Below are 17,689 nucleotides of genomic sequence, written 5' to 3'. Positions count from 1 at the left end.
GGAGTGGCGTGGACCCGGTGCTCGACAACCTGGACCTGTACTGGTCCGGGTTCCTCCGCTCCCTCGGCATCTGCCTGTGGGGGCTGGTCGGCTCGCTCGCCCTCGGCACGCTCATCGCGGCGTTCCGGGTCTCGCCGATCCCGTCGCTGCGGTGGTTCGGCACCGCGTGGGTGACGGTGATCCGCAACTGCCCGCTCACGGTGGTGCTGTTCTTCTTCGCCTTCGGCTTCCCCGAGCTCGGCATCAACCGCAGCTACTACGTCTTCGGCGTCTCCGCCCTGATCGTCTACACCTCGCCGTTCGTCTGCGAGGCGCTCCGCTCCGGCATCAATGCCGTGTCCGCCGGCCAGGCGGAGGCGGCCCGGGCGATCGGGCTCACCTTCACCCAGTCGCTGGGCCAGGTGGTGCTCCCGCAGGCGTTCCGCACCTCGATCCCGCCGCTGGGCAGCGTGCTGATCGCGATGTTCAAGAACGCCGCCGTGGTCGGCGCGTTCGGTGTCGGCCAGGACCTGTTCAGCGTCGGCAAGGGGCTCGCCAACGCCCAGGGATACGACGCGCTGCCGGTGCTCACCGGGGTGGCCGTCTTCTACCTGCTGATCACGCTGCCTGCCGGGGCGATCCTCGCGCTGCTCGAGCGGAAGGTGGCGATCGTCCGATGAGCCGTCCCGAGAACGTGCTGTACGACGAGCCGGGACCCCGCGCCCGCCGCCGCGCCCTGGTCGGCACCGTCGTGGCCGGGCTGCTCCTGCTGGGAGTGATCGGGCTCGCCGTGCGCAAGCTCGCCCAGGAGGGCCAGTTCGACATGGAGCTGTGGGGTCCGCTCATCGACCCCGGCAACGAGTCGTTCCGCGACGTGTGGCGACTGCTCGGCAGGGGGCTCCAGGCGACGCTGATCTCCGCCGTCCTGGCGATCGTGCTCTCGCTCGTGGTCGGGACCCTGCTCGGCACCCTGCGGCTCCGGCTCGGCCGGTGGTCGCGGATGCCGGTCGTCGGCGTCATCGAGCTGCTCCGCGGCCTGCCGGTGGTGATCACGATCTTCTTCGTGTGGCAGGTGCTCCCCGAGACGCCGATCAACGTCGGGCCGCTGCCTGGTGAGGACGGGCTCTGGTACCTCGTCATCGGCCTGACGCTCTACAACTCGGTGATCATCGCCGAGATCATCCGCGCCGGCGTGCTGTCGCTCCCGCGGGGCCAGGGCGAGGCCGCCCGCGCCGTCGGGATGACCGAGGGACAGGTGATGAGCACCGTCCTGCTGCCCCAGGCGTTCCGCACGATGCTCCCGGCGCTGATCAGCCAGCTGGTCGTGGTGCTGAAGGACACCTCGCTCGCCGCGGTGCTCGGGCTCTACCTCGAGACGCTGCGCCGCGCGAACCTGATCGCCCAGAACCTCGACAACCCGATCCAGGTGCTCACCGTGGTCGGACTGATGTTCATCGTCATCAACTACGCACTCAGCCGGCTCGCGGTGTGGACCGAGCGGCGGGTCAGCCGCAGCGGCTTCCGGCCCGAGGCGGCCGAGGCCGAGGTGACCGCCGGGGCCTGACCGTCAGCCGGCCGGCTGCGCCGCCTTTGCGGGCTTCTCGGTCACCCAGAGCCGGATGGTGCCCTCGATGACCACGGTGCCGTCCTTGCGGACCCCCTTGACCCGCACGTGCAGGTCAGGGTCGTCGCTCTCCCACTGCTCGGGGTCGGTCTCGGCGATGCACCGCACGTCGCTGTCGGCCTTGGCGGTGTAGCTGACCTCCATCCCCTTGGGGATCCACCGCTTGTTTGACGGGATCGTCACCTCGGCCAGGGCGCCCATCGCCGCCTCGAGCCCGTTGCACAGGGCGATCGCATGCAGGGTGCCGATGTGGTTCTGGACGCTGCGCCGCTTCTTGATCTCCAGCTCGGCGTAGTTGGGCCGGAGCTCGATGAAGGTCGGCCGGACCGATCCGAAGTAGGGCGCCTTGCGCGCGAAGGCGAGCGAGAAGACCCGCCTTCCCTGCGGGAGGGCGGAGGTGCGGTTCCAGAGGTCGAGGACGCGGGGCATGCGCTGATGCTACTCGCCGGTAACGTCTGCGCAACCCCCCATGCGGTCACCGCTCAGCGCGCCACCTCGGTCGCCCGGCTCTCGCGCACGACGGTCACCTTGATCTGCCCGGGGTAGGTCAGCTCGGCCTCGACCTCCTTGGCGATGTCGCGGGCGAGCATCTGGGCGCCGAGGTCGTCGACCTCTTCCGGCTTCACCATCACCCGGACGTCGCGGCCGGCCTGCATCGCGAACACCTTCTCCACGCCGGGCTTGGCCATCGCGATCTCCTCGAGCCGGTGCAGCCGGTGGAGGTAGGCGTCGAGCGCCTCGCGCCTCGCGCCCGGACGGGCCCCGCTGATCGCGTCGGCCGCCTGGGTCAGCACCGCCTCGACGGTGCGCGGCTCCACCTCGTTGTGGTGGGCCTCGATGGCGTGCGCGACGTCCTCGGACTCACCGTGCTTCCGGGCCAGCTCGGCGCCGACGATCGCGTGCGAGCCCTCCGCCTCGTGGGTCAACGCCTTGCCGATGTCGTGGAGGAACGCGGCGCGCACGCACAGGGTGCGGTCGAGCCCGAGCTCCGAGGCGAGCATCCCGGCGATGTGGCCGGACTCGACGAGGTGGCGGAGCACGTTCTGCCCGTACGACGTGCGGTAGTTGAGCCGTCCCATCGTGAGCACCAGCTCGGGGTGGAGGTCGCTGATCCCCATCTCGAGGCAGGCGTCCTCGCCGGCCCGCCGACAGAGCTCCTCGACCTGGTCCTCGGCGCGGCGGTGCACCTCCTCGATCCGGCTCGGGTGGATCCGACCGTCGGCGACCAGCGCCTCGAGGGTGACCCGCCCGACCTCGCGGCGCACCGGGTCGAAGCAGCTGAGCACGACCGCGCCCGGGGTGTCGTCGATGACGACGTTGACGCCGGTGATCTGCTCGAAGGCGCGGATGTTGCGCCCCTCGCGGCCGATGATCCGCCCCTTCATGTCGTCGCTCGGGAGCTGGACGACCGAGACCGAGGACTCGACGGTCTGCTCGGAGGCGAGCCGCTGGACCACGCCGGTGATGATCCGGCGGGCCTTGGTCTCCGCCTCCTCGGTGGCCGCCTTCTCGATCTCCCGGGCGGTCAGGGCGGCCTGGAGCCGGGCCTCGTGCTCGATGGAGGCCATCAGCTCCGCGCGCGCCTCCTCGGCGGTGAGCAGCGCGGTGTGCTCGAGGAGCCGGCGCCGCTCCTCCTCGGCGCCCTCCACCACGCGGAGCCGCTCCCCGAGCGCAGCGACCTCGGCGTCGAGCCGGGCCTCGCGCTCGGCGAGCCGGTGCTCGCGCCGCTCGATGTCGAGCCGCTGCTCCTGCAGGTCGCGGTGGAGCTCCTCCTCACGCCGGGTGGCGAGGTGGCGCGAGAGCAGCAGGACGCCGAGGCAGAGCAGCGGCAGCAGGACGACGAGACCGACCACGACGACGGTCAGGTCGACGCCGGTCGCGGCCGGGACCGCAAGCCGGGCAGCCTGGTCAGGTGACGCTGTCGGGTCGGTGACGGGCATGGCGGCTCCTGCGGTCAGGCGCCTCTACGGCTCCTCCTGCGGACCGGCGCACGCCGGCACCGGCGACACCCGGGTGTCGTCGACGCAGGTCGAGCTGTTGTTCGCGCGGTCTCCGGTGCGGCACGCCGCCCCGGAGAGTTCATGTCGAGTTCAGTCGGCCGGCCTTGCGGCCGGCCGGGGGTGCTTCGCTTTCGACAGTAGGCGCGACGACGACGGTGATCAAGGTCGCCCCGCGACCCCCAGCCGTGTGACGGGCTCGAGTCACTCGGCGGCGTCGAGCAGCTCCGCGGCGCCGGCGATCTCCTCCCGGACGACGCGGAACGCGACCCCGGAGGAGTACCCCTTGCGGCCGAGCATCCCGGTCAGCCGGCGGACCACGGTCACCTCGTCGTGGCGCTGCAGCGACGGCAGCTTGCGGCGCACCAGCCGGCGGGCCGCCTCGAGCTCGTCGTCCGGGTCGACCTCTTCGACGACGTCGTCGACCACCTGCGGGTCGACCCCCTTGCGCCGCAGCTCGACCTTGAGCGCCCGACGCGCGAGCCCGCGGCCGGCCTGGCGGCTCTGGACCCACTCCCGGGCGAACGCCTCGTCGTCGATCAGCCCGACCTCCTCGAACCGGTCGAGGAGCCGCTCGGCGATGTCGGACGGGACCTTCTTGCGGGCGAGCTTCGTCGCCAGCTCGGCACGGCTCCGCGCCTGCCCGGTCAGCTGGTCGAGCAGGATCTTCCGCGCCACCGCCTCGTGGTCCTCCGGGGGGCCGAGGGCCTCCTCGTCGTCCGGGGGCGGTGGCGCGGGGCGTGGGAAGGTCATCGGGTGACCGCCCACCTCAGAACTGGACGTTGACGGGCTCCTGCGGCACCTCGTCGGTCAGCTGGGGACCGACCCCGAGCTTCTCGAGGATCTTCTTCTCGAGCTCGTCGGCCAGGTCCGGGTTGTCGCGGAGGAACGCGCGGGCGTTCTCCTTGCCCTGGCCCAGCTGGTCGCCGTCGTAGGTGTACCAGGCGCCGGCCTTGCGGATCAGCCCTGCCTCGACACCGACGTCGATGAGCCCGCCCTCGCGGCTGATGCCCTGGCCGTACATGATGTCGAACTCCGCCTGCTTGAACGGCGGGGCGACCTTGTTCTTCACGACCTTGCACCGGGTGCGGTTGCCGACCATCTCCTGGCCGTCCTTGAGCGTCTCGATGCGCCGGACGTCGAGCCGGACCGAGGCGTAGAACTTCAGCGCCCGACCACCGGTGGTGGTCTCCGGGCTGCCGAACATCACGCCGATCTTCTCGCGCAGCTGGTTGATGAAGATCGCGGTCGTGCCGGAGTTGTTCAGCGCACCGGTCATCTTCCGCAGCGCCTGGCTCATCAGCCGCGCCTGGAGCCCGACGTGGCTGTCGCCCATCTCGCCCTCGATCTCCGCACGCGGCACGAGGGCGGCCACGGAGTCGATGACGATCAGGTCGAGCGCGCCGGAGCGGATCAGCATGTCCGCGATCTCGAGCGCCTGCTCACCGGAGTCGGGCTGGGAGACCAGGAGCGCGTCGGTGTCGACGCCGAGGGCCTTGGCGTACTCCGGGTCGAGCGCGTGCTCGGCGTCGATGAACGCCACGATCCCGCCGGCGGCCTGCGCGTTGGCGACCGCGTGGAGCGCGACCGTCGTCTTTCCGGAGGACTCGGGACCGTAGATCTCGACGACCCGGCCGCGGGGCAGCCCGCCGACCCCCAGCGCGACGTCGAGGGCGATCGCGCCGGTCGGGATGACCGACAGCGGCGCCCGGGTCTCCTCCCCCAGCCGCATGACGGAGCCCTTGCCGAACTGCTTCTCGATGCTGGCCAGCGCTACGTCGAGCGCCTTGTCACGATCTCCACCTGCCATGGGTGCTGTCCCGTCCTTCTCGTCGCCTCTGGGCCCGTGTCGACCCCTGCTCCGCCGACCCTAGGAACCCCCACCGACAGTTTCCGTGAAGACCGTCGGCCTGGGGAGAACCGCCGGGGTTGCCGGGCGGTGGACACACAGGGAACCTTAGCCCGAACACCTGTTCGACCCGCCCCGACACGCGGGGCGGCTCGCATCCGGCCGGGTGACCCAGCCGGTCAGGGGCACTCTCACGGTGACGCCACCGGTGGCGGCAGGAACGGCAGGGCCAGCCCCTGCTGCCAGTCGTGGCAGCCGCAGCCGCCTGGCTCGTCGGCGGTCGCCACCACGTCGACGAGGATCGCTTTGAGCCGCTCGAGGTTCTTCTCGAAGAGCGCGAACACCGTCTGCTGGTCCACCGACTCGGTCGCGTCCACCCCCGCGTCGAGGTCGGTCACCAGCGCCAGCGTGGCGTAGCAGATCCCGAGCTCCCGGGCGAGGACGGCCTCGGGGTGGCCGGTCATGTTGACGAGGTCCCAGCCCTGGGCGGCGTACCACCGGGACTCGGCGCGGGTGGAGAACCGCGGCCCCTCGACGACCACCATCGTGCCGCCGTCCACCGCTCCCGAGGAACGCAGCAGCGTCTCGCGGAGCCGGGGGCAGTAGGGGTCGGCGAAGGTGGCGTGCACGGCTCCGCGCTCGACGTAGCTCTGCACCCGCCCCGAGGTCCGGTCGACGAGCTGGTCCGGCACGACCAGCGTCCCCGGGCCGAGCTCGGACCTCAGCCCGCCGACCGCGCACGGCGCCACGACCTGGCGCACCCCGACGGCGCCGAGCGCCCAGAGGTTGGCCCGGTAGTTGATCAGGTGCGGAGGGTAGGCGTGGCCGGGCCCGTGGCGCGGCAGGAAGGCCACCCGGCGGTCCCCGACGGCGCCGACCACGACCGGCGCGGAGGGCCGTCCGTAGGGGGTCTCGACGGCGAGCTCCTCGACGTCGTCGAGGAAGGTGTAGAAGCCGCTGCCGCCGATCACGCCGAGGGTGGTCATGCGGACACGCTAGGGGCTCCCGCGGTGGGCTCCCGGCGAGCCACGACGGCGGCGAGCACCACGCCGGCGACCAGCACGGCGGCGAACCCGTTGAGCGCGACGAACCCCCACCACTCGACGACCAGCCCGCCGAGGAGCCCGGCCGCCGCGGCGGCGACGTTCATCACCAGGTCGGCCGCGCCCTGGGCGTCGGTGCGGACCTCGAGGGGCGCGGACTCGGTGAGCAGGGCGGCGGCGGCGACGGTGCAGAACGACCAGCCGAGCCCGAGGAGGAAGAGCCCCACCCCGATCTGGGTCGAGGCACCGGCCGGCGACGAGCCGCTGACCGCCAGCGACACCCACAGGACCCCGGCGCCGACGACGAGCACGACGGCCCGGCCGGCCCGGTCGGCGAGGAGCCCGACCAGCGGGGAGAAGAAGTACATCCCGAGGACGTGGATGCTGACGACCAGCCCGATCACCTCGAGCTCCGCGCCGCCGTGGTGCATGTGCAGGGGCGTCATCACCATCACCGCGACCATCACCGCGTGTGCGGCCGACATCGCCAGCACCGAGCCGCTGATGCCGGGGTGCGAGCGCAGCAGCACCACGCCACGGGCTCGCGGCGGCGGAGGAGCAGCCGGCTGGCCGGCGGCCGCCACCTCGCGCGCCAGCAGCAGCGGGTCGGGGCGGAGCAGCAGCGCGAGGACCAGGGCGGCGACCAGGACGACCACGACCGAGACCAGGAAGGGGCCGGTGAGCTCGGGCAGCCCCAAACGGTCCGCGAGCCGGCCCGCCGGGCCGACGAGGTTCGGGCCGAGCACCGCGCCGACCGTGGTCGCCCAGACCACGACCGAGAGGTCGCGCGCCCGGGTCTCGGGGGTCGCGAGGTCGGCCGCGGCGTAGCGGGACTGCAGGTTCGTCGCGGTCACCGCGCCCAGCAGCACCGCACCGACCAGCAGCAGCCAGAACGACTCCACGGCACCACCGAGCACCAGGACCGCAGCGCCGGCGGCCCCGAGCACGTAGCCGAGCGCCAGCCCCGGCCGCCGGCCCCGGGACCCCATCACCCGGGCGAGCAGCAGCGCCGCGACCGCCGCGCCGAGCACCTGCGCGGTCTGCACGAGCCCGGCGAGCGCCTCGCTGCCGGAGACCTCCTCGGCGAGGACGGCGGCGACCGCGATGCCGATGGTCAGGCCGAGCCCGCCGAGCGCCTGCGACGCCACGAGCACGCCGACGGTGTGCCGCTGCGCCGCCCTGACCTCCGGGCCGCGGACGGATCCCTCCGCCGCCGTGCTCACCGCTGCGACTCCGGCAGGGACAGCGCCTCCGCGACGGCCCGCCAGATGCGCTTGGGCTGCTCGCCCTGCGCCAGCGCCTCGTCGACCGTCCGCCCCTCCAGCTCGCCGAGCACGTGCTGGCGCGCCCAGACCGGGGCGTACCCCTTCCCGAGCGCGGCCTCCATCCGGGCCCAGAACTCCGTGTGCCTCACCGCTGCCTGCTCCCCTCCTCTCGCGTCGTCGCGCCTGTCCGTCGTCGGTTCACGTGAGCAGCAACCTGCCCAACCGCCGCGCCGCGAGCATCGTGCCCGCCGCACCCATCAGCAGCAGGTAGACCACCGAGACCGCCGACTCGACCGTGACGAGCCCGGTGCAGAGCTCCCGCACCAGCACCACCCCGCGGTACAACGGCGTCGCCTCGACGACCCACCGCAGCGCACCGTCGTACGTCGTGACCGGGAAGAAGGTCGCGGAGAACAGGAACATCGGGATGAGCGCGAGCTGGATGTACTCGAAGTGCTGCCAGGACTTCATGAACGTCGTCAGCGCCATCCCGGCACCGGCGAACGCGAACCCGACCAGCACCGCGGCGGGGAGCGCGAGCAGCCCCCACCACGAGCTGACCAGCCCCATCGCGAGCATCACCAGCAGGAACCCCGCGGAGTAGACGCCGCCGCGCAGGACCGCCCAGCCGACCTCTCCCGCCGCCACGTCGCGCGGCCCCATCGGGGTGGCGAGCACCGCGTCGTACGTCTTCTGGAAGCGGAGCTTGAAGAAGACGTTGTAGGTGGAGTCCATGACCGCGCCGTTCATCGCGGCGGTGGCGAGCATCGCGGGAGCGACGAAGTCGGTGTAGTCGACTTCTTGTCCGTGCAGCGTGAACCCCCCGACGAGGGCGCCGACGCCCACACCGATCGAGAACAGGTAGAGCACCGGCTCCAGGAAGCCGGTGAGGAAGAAGACCCAACCGCGCTTGAACACCGTGAAGTTGCGGTGCAGCAGGGCCGGCGGGCCGCCGTGGCGCCGTTCGGCCGCCGCACCGCTGCGCGCGAGGGTGGTGCCGCTGACCGCCACTCAGACCACCAACCTGGAGCGGAGCCGGCGGACTGCGAACCAGCAGCCGAGCGCCGCGAGCACGAGGAGGTAGGTGACGTGGACGACCGCGGTGCTGTCCCAGGTCTCGAGCGAGCCCATCCGGCACAGCTCGACGCCGTGCCACAGCGGGGTCAGCCGGGCCATCCACTCCAGCGGCTCGGAGAGGTTCGACACCGGGAAGAACGCACCCGAGAACAGGAACATCGGCATCACGCCGAGCCGGTAGATCAGCGCGAACCCCTGCTCGCTGCGGGCCCCTGCGCTGAACGCGTAGACCGGTGTGGCGAAGGCGAGCCCGACCAGGAGGGCGCTGCCCAGCGACGCGAGCAGGCCGAGCGGCGAGGAGAAGATGCCGATCACCGCCAGCGCCAGGACGAACACCACCGCGGCCGAGGCGACCCGGAACATCGCGAACGCCAGGTGGCCGGCGACGATGTCGACGACGCGCAGCGGCGTGGCGATCATCCCGTAGTAGGTCTTGTCCCACTTGAGCGCGCCCATCACCGGCCACATCACCTCGCCGGTCGCGACCTGCATGGCGGTCGCGGCGAGCAGCCCGGGCGCGATGAAGTCGAGGTACGTCGGCGCCCCGCCCACCCCGGAGGACGCGTCGTCGATGTAGCCGCCGAGGAGGAGCCCCATCGCCGCGATGTAAAGCCACGGCTGGAGAAAGTAGCTGACGACCGAGCCCTTCCAGGTGCGGCGGAAGACGGTCCACCAGTAGTCGAGCTGGCGCCCGAGCATGGCCGCGACGCCGGGCTCCACGACCTCGGGCGTCGCGGTGTCGAGCGGGGCTCGTCCCGCGACGCGTTCCGTCGGGTCGCTCATCAGTCCACCAGCGTCCGGCCGGTCAGCCGCAGGAACACGTCCTCCAGCGTGGCCCGTCGGGAGAGCACCGCGACCGGGGCGAGGCCGCGCTCGTGGACCCGCGCCAGCGCCTCCTCGCCGTCGTGGGTGTAGAGCAGCAGCCGGTCGGGCAGCACCTCCACCCGCTCGGCCAGGTCGGCGACGCGGTCGGCGAGCGCGGTGTGCTCCCCCACCGGGAAGCGGAGCTCGGCGACCTCGCGGGTGGCGTGCTCACGGATCAGCTGCAAGGGCGACCCCTCGGCCACGATGAGGCCGCCGTCCATCACCACGAGCCGGTCGCAGAGCTGCTCGGCCTCGTCCATGTAGTGGGTGGTGAGGACCAGCGTCACCCCCTGCTGCTTGAGCCGGAACAGCTTGTCCCACAGCAGGTGGCGTGCCTGCGGGTCGAGCCCCGTCGTCGGCTCGTCGAGGAGCAGCAGCTCGGGGTCGTTGATGAGCGACCGGGCGATCGTCAGCCGGCGCTTCATGCCGCCGGAGAGGTCCTCGACCTTGGCGTCCCGCTTCTCGCCCAGCTGGAAGAAGCCGAGGAGCTCGTCGGCACGCCGGGCGACCTCGCGGCGCGGGATCCCGAAGTAGCGGCCGTAGATGAGGAGGTTCTCCCGCACGGTCAGCTCGGTGTCGAGGGTGTCCTCCTGCGGGCAGACCCCGAGCCGGCCGCGGATCGCCGAGCCGTGCTGCGCGGGGTCGAGATCGAGGACCCGGAGCTCGCCGCCGGACGGCGGCGAGACCGCCGCGACCATCCGCATCGTCGAGGACTTGCCGGCGCCGTTCGGCCCGAGGAAGCCGAAGGCCTCCCCCCGCCGCACCTCCACGTCGATGCCGCGCACCGCCTCGAAGGAGCCGAAGCTCTTCCGCAGCCCGCGGGCGACCACCATCGTCGGCGGGGCCTGGGCGTCGACGTCGGGAGCTCGTTCCGAGGAGGGGGCTGACACGCTGCCGAACATAACGCGGAGGACCGACAGGACTCATCGCGGTTTCCGTGACGACCACCGGCACCTGACCCCCGGCACCTGACCCCCACGTTCCCGGTGGATCCGAGCTCGTTGAACTGTCGGTGCCGTAGGACAGGATGAACGGGTGGACGACGCACGCCCGGAGGGGCGCCTGTGGAGCGGGTTCGGCGAGGCCAGCCGCACGTGGTTCGAGACCGCCTTCGCCGAGCCCACCCCCGCGCAGGTCGGGGCATGGACCGCGATCAGCGGTGGCCGCAACGCGCTGGTGGTCGCGCCGACCGGCTCCGGCAAGACTCTCAGCGCGTTCCTGTGGTCGCTCGACCGGCTCGCCACCACGCCGCTCCCGGAGGACAAGCGCCGGCGGTGCCGGGTCCTCTACGTCTCGCCGCTCAAGGCCCTGGCCGTCGACGTCGAGCGCAACCTCCGGGCTCCCCTGACCGGGATCCGGCACACCGCGGCGCGGCTCGGGCTGCCCGAGCCCGACATCACCGTCGGGGTGCGTTCGGGTGACACCCCGGCCAACGAGCGCCGGGCCCTGTCCACCAGCCCGCCGGACATCCTGATCACGACCCCCGAGTCGCTCTTCCTCATGCTCACCTCACAGGCGCGCGAGTCGCTGCGCGGCGTCGAGACGGTGATCGTCGACGAGGTCCACGCGGTCGCCGGCACCAAGCGGGGCGCCCACCTCGCGTTGACCCTGGAGCGGCTCGACGTGCTGCTCGACGAGCCGGCGCAGCGGATCGGGCTCTCCGCCACCGTGCGCCCCATCGAGGAAGTCGCGCGGTTCCTCGGCGGCTCCCACCCCGTCGAGGTCGTTGCCCCTGCGTCGCAGAAGGAGTGGGACCTCCAGGTCGTCGTCCCGGTCGAGGACATGGGCGAGCTCGGCTCCACCGGGGGCCTCGAGCTCGAGGGCTCCGCGGCCGGCGAGGAGCGGCGCGCCTCGATCTGGCCCTACGTCGAGGAGCGGGTCGTCGACCTGGTGGAGCAGCACCGCTCCACGATCGTCTTCGCCAACTCTCGCCGCCTCGCCGAGCGGCTCACCGCCCGGCTCAACGAGATCGCCGCCGAGCGCGCCGGGCTCGGGGAGGAAGCAGCGACCGACCACCAGCCGGGCCGCGGCAGCCCCGCCGAGATCATGGCCCAGTCCGGGCGGGCCGAGGGCGCCGCACCGGTGATCGCGAAGGCCCACCACGGCTCGGTCTCCAAGGAGCAGCGGGCGATCATCGAGGACGACCTCAAGCGCGGCCGGCTCCCCTGCGTGGTGGCGACGTCCAGCCTGGAGCTCGGCATCGACATGGGCGCCGTCGACCTCGTCGTCCAGATCGAGTCGCCGCCGAGCGTCGCCTCCGCGCTCCAGCGGGTCGGGCGCGCGGGCCACCAGGTGGGCGAGGTCTCCCGCGGTGTCCTGCTGCCCAAGCACCGTGCCGACCTCGTGCACACCGCGGTCGCGGTGGAGCGGATGCGGGTCGGGGCGATCGAGGCGTTGCGGGTCCCGGCCAACCCGCTCGACGTGCTGGCCCAGCAGGTGGTCGCCGCGACGGCCGTCGACGAGTGGCGGGTCGACGAGCTCTTCGAGGTCGTGCGCCGGGCTGCGCCGTACACCTCCCTGCCGCGCAGCGCCTTCGACGCGACCCTCGACCTGCTCAGCGGCCGCTACCCCAGCGACGAGTTCGCCGAGCTCCGGCCCCGGGTGGTCTGGGACCGCGTGACCGGCACGCTCACCGGACGACCGGGTGCGCAGCGGCTCGCGGTCACCAGCGGCGGCACGATCCCCGACCGCGGGCTCTTCGGTGTCTTCCTCGTCGGCGAGAAGGCCTCACGGGTGGGCGAGCTCGACGAGGAGATGGTCTACGAGTCGCGGGTCGGCGACGTCTTCGCGCTCGGCGCCAGCAGCTGGCGGATCGAGGACATCACCCACGACCGCGTCCTGGTCTCGCCCGCGCCCGGGCAGCCGGGGCGGCTGCCGTTCTGGAAGGGCGACCAGCTGGGGCGCCCGGCCGAGCTCGGGGCGGCGATCGGTGCGTTCACCCGCGAGCTCGGCGCGCTCGACCACGACGCGGCGGTGCTGCGGTGCCGCGACGCCGGGCTCGACGAGTGGGCGGCGGAGAACCTCGTCGCGTTCCTGGAGGAGCAGCGCGAGGCGACCCGGCTGCTGCCCACCGACCGCACGGTGCTGGTCGAGCGGTTCCGCGACGAGCTCGGCGACTGGCGGCTGGTGCTCCACTCGCCGTTCGGTGCCCAGGTGCACGCCCCGTGGGCGCTGGCGATCGGCACCCGCCTCGCCGAGCGCTACGGCATCGACGCCCAGGCGCTGCCTTCCGACGACGGCATCGTGCTGCGGGTCCCGGAGACCGACCAGGAGCCTCCGGGGGCGGAGGTGCTGCTCTTCGAGCCCGACGAGATCGAGGAGCTGGTCACCACCGAGGTCGGCGGCTCGGCACTGTTCGCCTCCCGGTTCCGGGAGTGCGCGGCCCGCGCGCTGCTGCTTCCCCGGCGCAACCCCGGCCGGCGCTCACCTCTGTGGCAGCAGCGGCAGCGCTCGGCGCAGCTGCTGTCGGTCGCCTCGAAGTACCCGTCGTTCCCGATCGTCCTCGAAGCGGTCCGCGAGTGCCTCCAGGACGTGTACGACGTGCCGGCGCTCGTCGGGCTGATGCGGGACCTCAGCAGCCGCAGGGTCAGGGTCGCCGAGGTCGCCACCGAGCAGCCGTCGCCGTTCGCCCGCTCGCTGCTCTTCGGCTACGTCGCGGCGTTCATGTACGAGGGCGACAACCCCCTCGCCGAGCGACGGGCCGCCGCACTGTCGCTCGACCAGGGGCTGCTCGCCGAGCTCCTCGGCCGCGCCGAGCTCCGCGAGCTCCTCGACCCGCAGGTGCTGGTGGAGCTCGAGGCGGAGCTGCAGCGGCTCACCGACGACCGCAAGGCACGCGACGCCGAGGGGGTGGCCGACCTGCTCCGGCTGCTCGGCCCCCTGTCGACCGAGGAGGTCGCCGCCCGATCCGAGGGCGCCGACTCCGCGGGGTGGCTCGAGCTGCTCCGTGACGCCCGTCGTGTCGTGCAGGTGCGGGTGGCCGGCACCGAGCGGTGGGCCGCGGTCGAGGACGTCCCCCGGCTCCGAGACGGGCTGGGCGTCCCGGTCCCGCCGGGCACGCCGGAGGCGTTCACCGAGCCGGTCGACGACCCGCTCGCCGACCTCGTCGCCCGCCACGCCCGGACCCACGGGCCGTTCACCGCCGCCGACGTCGCGGGGCGGCTCGGCCTGGGGGTCGCGGTGGCGCACCAGACCCTCGTCCGGCTGGCCGCGCAGGGCCGGGTGCTCGAGGGCGAGTTCCGGCCGGCGGGCAGCGGCTCGGAGTGGTGCGACGCCGAGGTGCTCCGCCGGCTGCGGCGGCGCAGCCTGGCCGCGCTCCGCAAGGAGGTGGAGCCGGTCGAGCCGTCGACGCTGGGCCGCTTTCTCCCCGCCTGGCAGAACCTCGCTCCGACCGGCGAGGAGCCGGCGCTCGACGGCCAGGGCGGACGGCCCCGGCAGCCCCGGTCGCGGCGCAGCGGGTTGCGCGGGGTCGACGGCGTCCTCGCCGTCGTCGAGCAGCTGGCCGGGTGCGCGGTGCCGGCGAGCGCCCTCGAGCCGCTGGTCCTCGCTGCCCGGGTGGTCGACTACTCGCCGACGATGCTCGACGAGCTCACCGCCACCGGGGAGGTGGTGTGGGCGGGCCACGGCACGCTGCCGGGCTCCGACGGCTGGGTGTCCCTCCACCTCGCGGACTCCGCGCACCTGACGTTGCCGGACCACGGGGTGGTCGACGAGACGCCGCTCCACGAGGCGGTGCTCTCCACCCTCGCCTCGGGCGGTGGCTACTTCTTCCGCCAGCTCTCCGACGCGGTCGGCTCCACCGACGACAAGGCGACCGAGCAGGCGCTGTGGGACCTGGTGTGGGCCGGCCGGATCACCAACGACACCCTCGCGCCGCTGCGGACGCTGGTCTCCGGCGGCCGCGCGGCGCACCGCACGAGGCGACCCCCGCCGCGCGCCCGGCTCGGCTCCCGCCCGTCCCTCCCGGCGCGCGGCGGTCCGCCGACGGCAGCGGGACGGTGGTCGGTGCTGCCCGACCTCGAGCCCGACCCCACGCGGCGGGCGCACGCCGCGGCCGAGGCCCTGCTGGAGCGGCACGGCGTCGTGACCCGGGGCGCGGTGGCCTCCGAGCGGGTACCCGGCGGGTTCGCCGGCGTCTACAAGGTGCTCTCGGCGTTCGAGGACTCGGGCCGGTGCCGACGCGGCTACTTCGTCGCAGGGCTGGGCGCGGCCCAATTCGGCGCCCCGGGCGCGGTCGACCGGCTCCGCTCGTTCTCCCGCGACCTCTCCGGCGACGCAGCGGAGGCGGGGTCCAAGCGCCAGCCGCTGACGCTGGCGGCGACGGACCCGGCGAACCCGTACGGCGCCGCGCTGCCCTGGCCCGAGCGGCCGACCGATCCGACCGGCGAGGGAGGTGCGGGCCATCGCCCCGGGCGCAAGGCGGGAGCCCTGGTCGTGCTCGTCGACGGCGAGCTCGTCGTCTACGTCGAGCGCGGTGGCCGCACGCTGCTGACCTTCTCCGACGACGTCGACGTCCTCACCGCGGCGGTCACCGACCTCGCCGCCGCCGTGCGGCGCGGTGCCCTCGGCCGGCTGACCGTGGAGCGGGCCGACGGCGCCCACATCCTCGGCCGGCAGGACCCGCTCCGCCAGGCCCTCGAGTCGGCAGGCTTCGTCGTGACGCCGAGGGGGCTGAGGCTCCGTGCCTGAGGGGGACACCGTCTGGCGCACCGCGCACCACCTCGACCGGGCCCTCACCGGTCAGGTGCTGACCGAGACGGACTTCCGGGTGCCGGCGCACGCCACCCTCGACTTGTCGGGCCGTCCGGTGGTCGGCACGGTCTCGCGCGGCAAGCACCTGCTCACCCGCATCGGTGACGACCACACGCTCCACACCCACCTGAAGATGGAGGGGTCCTGGCACCTCTACAAGCACGGCACCCGGTGGCGGCGTCCGGCGCACGAGGCCAGGGTCGTGCTCCGCACCGAGAGCTGGACCGCGGTCGGGTTCGCCCTCGGGATCACCGAGGTCGTCGCCCGTCAGGACGAGGACGGCGTCGTCGGCCACCTCGGCCCGGACCTCCTCGGGCCGGACTGGGACGAGGAGGAGGCGCTGCGGCGGCTGACCGCCGACCCTCGGCGCCCGATCGGCGAGGCGCTGCTGGACCAGCGCAACCTGGCGGGGATCGGCAACATGTACAAGGCCGAGCTGCTCTTCATCACCGGGATCCACCCCACGACCCCGGTCGGCGAGGTGACCACGCTCCCCCGGCTGGTGCGCCGCGCCAAGCAGGTGCTGGAGACCAACAAGGAGCGGGTGGCGCAGACGACCACCGGCAACACCCGCCGCGGGGAGCAGCACTGGGTCTACATGCGCGCGCGCCGTCCGTGCCGCCGGTGCGGGACCCGGATCGTCGAGGCGGAGCTCGGCGGGCGCGAGGCGTTCTGGTGCCCACGCTGCCAGCCGGAGCGGTCCTGACCTGACAGACTGCCGTCCGACCCCAGCCGAAGGAGAGCCATGAGCTACCCGCCGCCCCCACCGGGACCGGACGAGCCTCAGGGAGGGTCGACGCCGCCCCCCGGCCAGTGGGGACCGCCGAGCTACCCGCCGGCACCGGGCCAGCCCGGCCAGCCTCCCTACGGCGGCTACCCGCCCGCTCCTCCGGTCTACACCCCGCCGCCGTCGCCACCCAGCAGCGGCCGGGCTACCACCTCGCTGGTGCTCGGCATCGCCTCGCTGGTGCTCTGCGGCCTCTTCACTGGCATCCCGGCGATCATCCTCGGCATCAAGGCACGCCGCGAGATCCGCGAGTCCGACGGCCGGGTCGGCGGCGACGGGCTCGCCCTCGGCGGCATCATCACCGGCGTGATCGGCACGCTCGTGTGGCTGGTCGTCTACTTCTTCGTGATCGCGGTGGTGTGGCTGGGCGCCGAGTGGTTCGACGCGGTCCGCGACGACATCTGCGACGACGTCGACATCGCGGAGGTCGACGACCCGAACTACGAGCTCTGCTACTGAGAGGGCTGAGCCCGGAGGATCAGGCGGCGGAGGCGACCACGTCGCCCCGCGGGTCCTCGGTGGCGATCGGCACGCTGCCGAGCTCGACGGTCTCGAGCCGGACCGCCATCGCGGCCTCCTCGAGGGCGACCGCGTCGGCCACCTCGGAGAGGATCTCCGACAGCGGCACGTCGAGGGCCGAGCAGATCGAGGCCAGCAGCTCGCTGGACGCCTCCTTCTGACCCCGCTCGATCTCCGACATGTAGCCGAGGCTCACCCGGGCGTCGCCGCTCAGCTGGCGGAGCGTGCGGCCCTGCCGCATCCGGTGCGAGCGGAGGACGTCGCCGAGAAGGCGCCGGAACAGCACCATGGTCACGCCCCTCTCTGTCTCGCCACCGACTCGCACAGCGGCCTGGAGTAGGGAAACGCTATCGCGCGGCTCAAACTTCCTCAGCGGTTATCCACCATCGAGTCGGCGTCCGGTTCGACCGGCGCGCCGGCGAGCACCTCGGCGGCGAGCTCGAGGACGCCCCGCGCCGTCCCCGTCCGTACGGCGGAGCGGTCACCGTCGAGGCGCAGCAACCGGGCATGCGTCCCCCCGGGGACGGCCACCGCGACGTGCACCGTGCCCGCGGCCTTCCCCTCCTGGGGGTCGGGGCCGGCGACCCCGGTCGTGGCCACCCCGATGTCGGCGCCCAGGAGTCGGCACACCCCCTCGGCCATCGCCCGGGCGCACGGCTCGGAGACCACGCCGTGCTCCTCGACGACCTCCGGCGGGACCCCGAGGAGCTCGACCTTGACCCGGCCGGCGTACGCGACCACCCCTCCGACGTACACCCTGCTGGCGCCGGGCACCGAGGTGACGACCGCGCCGACGCCACCTCCGGTCAGCGACTCGGCGGTGGCCAGGGTCAGCCCGCGCTCCTCGGCGAGGGCGAGCACCCGGGCGGCGGCGGGAAGGGCGCGGGCCGGGTCGAGGGTGGCCGGGTCGGAGGTGGCGGGATCGGGCACGCCG

General features: G+C 73.2%; 17 protein-coding genes. 5 read left to right on the top strand and 12 right to left on the bottom strand.

Annotated features, from left to right (window positions below; all coding sequences use genetic code 11):
* The first annotated feature begins 8 nt into the window (after positions 1–8).
* A complete protein-coding gene (locus tag FIP57_RS18935; RefSeq protein ID WP_148575107.1) occupies positions 9–659 on the top strand; it encodes an amino acid ABC transporter permease in 651 nt (216 codons plus the stop codon).
* On the top strand, positions 656–1,543 hold the full coding sequence (locus FIP57_RS18930) for an amino acid ABC transporter permease (protein WP_148575106.1): 888 nt from the start codon (positions 656–658) through the stop codon (positions 1,541–1,543). Before FIP57_RS18935 ends, FIP57_RS18930 begins: the two co-directional genes overlap by 4 nt.
* Positions 1,544–1,546: 3 nt before the next feature.
* Here FIP57_RS18930 and FIP57_RS18925 read toward each other — a convergent pair whose 3' ends face one another.
* The 10 genes from FIP57_RS18925 to FIP57_RS18880 form a co-directional block, all read right to left on the bottom strand.
* Positions 1,547–2,032: a hotdog fold domain-containing protein gene (locus tag FIP57_RS18925; RefSeq protein WP_148575105.1), complete on the bottom strand. Its 486-nt coding sequence runs from the start codon at positions 2,030–2,032 to the stop codon at positions 1,547–1,549.
* A gap of 53 nt (positions 2,033–2,085) precedes the next feature.
* A complete protein-coding gene (rny, locus tag FIP57_RS18920; RefSeq protein WP_148575104.1) occupies positions 2,086–3,543 on the bottom strand; it encodes a ribonuclease Y in 1,458 nt (485 codons plus the stop codon).
* Positions 3,544–3,804: 261 nt separating this feature from the next.
* Complete coding sequence (locus tag FIP57_RS18915) at positions 3,805–4,353, bottom strand: regulatory protein RecX (protein WP_148575103.1); 549 nt, start codon at positions 4,351–4,353, stop codon at positions 3,805–3,807.
* Positions 4,354–4,369: 16 nt separating this feature from the next.
* Complete coding sequence (recA, locus tag FIP57_RS18910) at positions 4,370–5,410, bottom strand: recombinase RecA (protein WP_148575102.1); 1,041 nt, start codon at positions 5,408–5,410, stop codon at positions 4,370–4,372.
* 230 nt (positions 5,411–5,640) lie between these two features.
* Positions 5,641–6,435, bottom strand: coding sequence for an S-methyl-5'-thioadenosine phosphorylase (locus FIP57_RS18905; RefSeq protein ID WP_148575101.1), 795 nt, complete (start codon positions 6,433–6,435; stop codon positions 5,641–5,643).
* Positions 6,432–7,715: an MFS transporter gene (locus tag FIP57_RS18900; RefSeq protein WP_148575100.1), complete on the bottom strand. Its 1,284-nt coding sequence runs from the start codon at positions 7,713–7,715 to the stop codon at positions 6,432–6,434. Before FIP57_RS18900 ends, FIP57_RS18905 begins: the two co-directional genes overlap by 4 nt.
* On the bottom strand, positions 7,712–7,906 hold the full coding sequence (locus FIP57_RS18895) for a DUF3046 domain-containing protein (protein ID WP_148575099.1): 195 nt from the start codon (positions 7,904–7,906) through the stop codon (positions 7,712–7,714). Before FIP57_RS18895 ends, FIP57_RS18900 begins: the two co-directional genes overlap by 4 nt.
* Before the next feature lie 49 nt (positions 7,907–7,955).
* Positions 7,956–8,768, bottom strand: a complete 813-nt coding sequence (locus FIP57_RS18890) for an ABC transporter permease (RefSeq protein WP_203231344.1) — start codon at positions 8,766–8,768, stop codon at positions 7,956–7,958.
* Positions 8,769–9,617 carry an ABC transporter permease gene (locus FIP57_RS18885; RefSeq protein WP_238993594.1) on the bottom strand — a complete coding sequence of 283 codons (849 nt, stop codon included), beginning with the start codon at positions 9,615–9,617 and terminating at the stop codon, positions 8,769–8,771. It abuts the gene before it with no gap.
* Entirely contained in the window at positions 9,617–10,588 is a 972-nt protein-coding gene (locus tag FIP57_RS18880) for an ABC transporter ATP-binding protein (RefSeq protein ID WP_476739179.1), read from the bottom strand. Before FIP57_RS18880 ends, FIP57_RS18885 begins: the two co-directional genes overlap by 1 nt.
* 145 nt (positions 10,589–10,733) lie before the next feature.
* On the opposite strand from FIP57_RS18880, the gene FIP57_RS18875 reads away from it, so the two are divergent.
* Genes FIP57_RS18875 through FIP57_RS18865 form a run of 3 tightly spaced genes read left to right on the top strand, consistent with a single transcriptional unit; the run spans position 10,734 to position 16,695 of the window.
* A complete protein-coding gene (locus FIP57_RS18875; RefSeq protein WP_238993593.1) occupies positions 10,734–15,386 on the top strand; it encodes an ATP-dependent helicase in 4,653 nt (1,550 codons plus the stop codon).
* Entirely contained in the window at positions 15,379–16,155 is a 777-nt protein-coding gene (locus FIP57_RS18870; RefSeq protein WP_148575097.1) for a DNA-formamidopyrimidine glycosylase family protein, read from the top strand. Before FIP57_RS18875 ends, FIP57_RS18870 begins: the two co-directional genes overlap by 8 nt.
* Positions 16,156–16,194: 39 nt before the next feature.
* Positions 16,195–16,695 (top strand): DUF4190 domain-containing protein, encoded by a 501-nt coding sequence (locus tag FIP57_RS18865; protein ID WP_148575096.1) that lies wholly within the window; start codon positions 16,195–16,197, stop codon positions 16,693–16,695.
* Between the two features lie 19 nt (positions 16,696–16,714).
* Here the strand turns inward: FIP57_RS18865 and FIP57_RS18860 are convergent, their stop codons facing one another.
* The gene (locus tag FIP57_RS18860; protein ID WP_148575150.1) at positions 16,715–17,044 is read right to left on the bottom strand and encodes a helix-turn-helix domain-containing protein; all 330 of its coding nucleotides are present in this window, start codon (positions 17,042–17,044) and stop codon (positions 16,715–16,717) included.
* Positions 17,045–17,124: 80 nt separating this feature from the next.
* Positions 17,125–17,685, bottom strand: a complete 561-nt coding sequence (locus FIP57_RS18855; RefSeq protein ID WP_238993592.1) for a CinA family protein — start codon at positions 17,683–17,685, stop codon at positions 17,125–17,127.
* Positions 17,686–17,689 lie beyond the last annotated feature (4 nt).

The sequence above is a fragment of the Nocardioides caldifontis genome, from assembly GCF_008087345.1.
GTDB lineage: Bacteria > Actinomycetota > Actinomycetes > Propionibacteriales > Nocardioidaceae > Marmoricola_A > Marmoricola_A caldifontis.
The sequence above is the reverse complement of the archived record's forward strand: the minus strand, read 5'-3'. Positions and strand labels throughout refer to the sequence as shown.

Bases quoted from the DNA above. Each gene is read 5' to 3' on its own strand.
- FIP57_RS18930 (WP_148575106.1), top strand. From the start codon at position 656: ATGAGCCGTCCCGAGAACGTGCTGTACGACGAGCCGGGACCCCGCGCC.
- FIP57_RS18925 (WP_148575105.1), bottom strand. From the start codon at position 2,032: ATGCCCCGCGTCCTCGACCTCTGGAACCGCACCTCCGCCCTCCCGCAG.
- rny (WP_148575104.1), bottom strand. From the start codon at position 3,543: ATGCCCGTCACCGACCCGACAGCGTCACCTGACCAGGCTGCCCGGCTT.
- FIP57_RS18915 (WP_148575103.1), bottom strand. From the start codon at position 4,353: ATGACCTTCCCACGCCCCGCGCCACCGCCCCCGGACGACGAGGAGGCC.
- recA (WP_148575102.1), bottom strand. From the start codon at position 5,410: ATGGCAGGTGGAGATCGTGACAAGGCGCTCGACGTAGCGCTGGCCAGC.
- FIP57_RS18905 (WP_148575101.1), bottom strand. From the start codon at position 6,435: ATGACCACCCTCGGCGTGATCGGCGGCAGCGGCTTCTACACCTTCCTC.
- FIP57_RS18885 (WP_238993594.1), bottom strand. From the start codon at position 9,617: ATGAGCGACCCGACGGAACGCGTCGCGGGACGAGCCCCGCTCGACACC.
- FIP57_RS18865 (WP_148575096.1), top strand. From the start codon at position 16,195: ATGAGCTACCCGCCGCCCCCACCGGGACCGGACGAGCCTCAGGGAGGG.
- FIP57_RS18860 (WP_148575150.1), bottom strand. From the start codon at position 17,044: ATGGTGCTGTTCCGGCGCCTTCTCGGCGACGTCCTCCGCTCGCACCGG.